Origin of the sequence: Synechococcus sp. R5-15 (assembly GCF_047462035.1) — a bacterium.
Lineage (GTDB): Bacteria > Cyanobacteriota > Cyanobacteriia > Thermostichales > Thermostichaceae > Thermostichus.
Map to the genome: position 1 here is coordinate 1 of NZ_JANSIK010000073.1, position 1,060 is coordinate 1,060.

General features: G+C 59.6%; 1 protein-coding gene. It reads left to right on the forward strand.

The annotated features are described in order from the left end of the window. The coding region (gene psbD, locus NW839_RS06935) for a photosystem II D2 protein (photosystem q(a) protein) (protein WP_414332488.1) at nucleotides 1-1,059 on the forward strand (1,059 nt) is incomplete at its 5' end. Nucleotide 1,060 lies beyond the last annotated feature (1 nt).

Genomic DNA, 1,060 nt, shown 5'->3' on the forward strand with positions numbered 1-1,060 from the left:
ATGACCATAGCGGTAGGGCGCGTGCGTCAGGAGCGAGGATGGTTCGACATCGTCGATGACTGGCTCAAGCGCGACAGATTCGTGTTTATCGGCTGGTCCGGGCTGCTGCTGTTCCCCTGCGCTTACCTAGCCCTGGGCGGCTGGCTCACCGGCACCACCTTTGTAACTTCCTGGTACACCCACGGGTTGGCCAGCTCCTACCTGGAAGGGTGCAACTTTTTGACCGTAGCCGTCTCCACCCCCGCCGACAGCATGGGGCACAGCCTGCTGCTGCTGTGGGGCCCGGAAGCCCAGGGGGACTTCACCCGCTGGTGCCAGATTGGGGGGCTGTGGACCTTTGTGGCCCTGCACGGAGCGCTGGGGCTGATTGGCTTTATGCTGCGGCAATTTGAGATTGCCCGGCTGGTGGGGGTGCGGCCCTACAACGCCATTGCGTTTAGCGCGCCGATAGCGGTGTTTGTGAGCGTGTTTTTGATTTACCCGCTGGGGCAGAGCAGCTGGTTTTTTGCGCCTAGCTTTGGGGTGGCGGGGATTTTCCGCTTTTTGCTGTTTTTCCAGGGGTTCCACAACTGGACGCTGAACCCGTTCCACATGATGGGGGTGGCTGGCGTTTTGGGTGGAGCGCTGTTGTGTGCCATCCATGGGGCGACGGTGGAGAACACCCTGTTTCAGGATGGGGATGCGGCCAGCACCTTTCGGGCTTTTGAGCCGACGCAGTCGGAGGAGACCTACTCGATGGTGACGGCCAACCGGTACTGGAGCCAGATTTTTGGGATAGCGTTTTCCAACAAGCGGTGGCTGCACTTTTTCATGTTGTTTGTGCCGGTGACGGGTTTGTGGATGTCGAGCATTGGGGTAGTGGGGTTGGCGCTGAACCTGCGGGCGTATGACTTTATCAGTCAGGAGGTGCGGGCAGCGGAAGACCCTGAGTTTGAGACGTTTTACACGAAGAACATTTTGCTGAACGAGGGGATTCGGGCGTGGATGGCGCCGCAGGACCAACCCCATGAGCGCTTTGAGTTCCCTGAAGAAGTCCTCCCCCGCGGCAATGCGCTCTAAA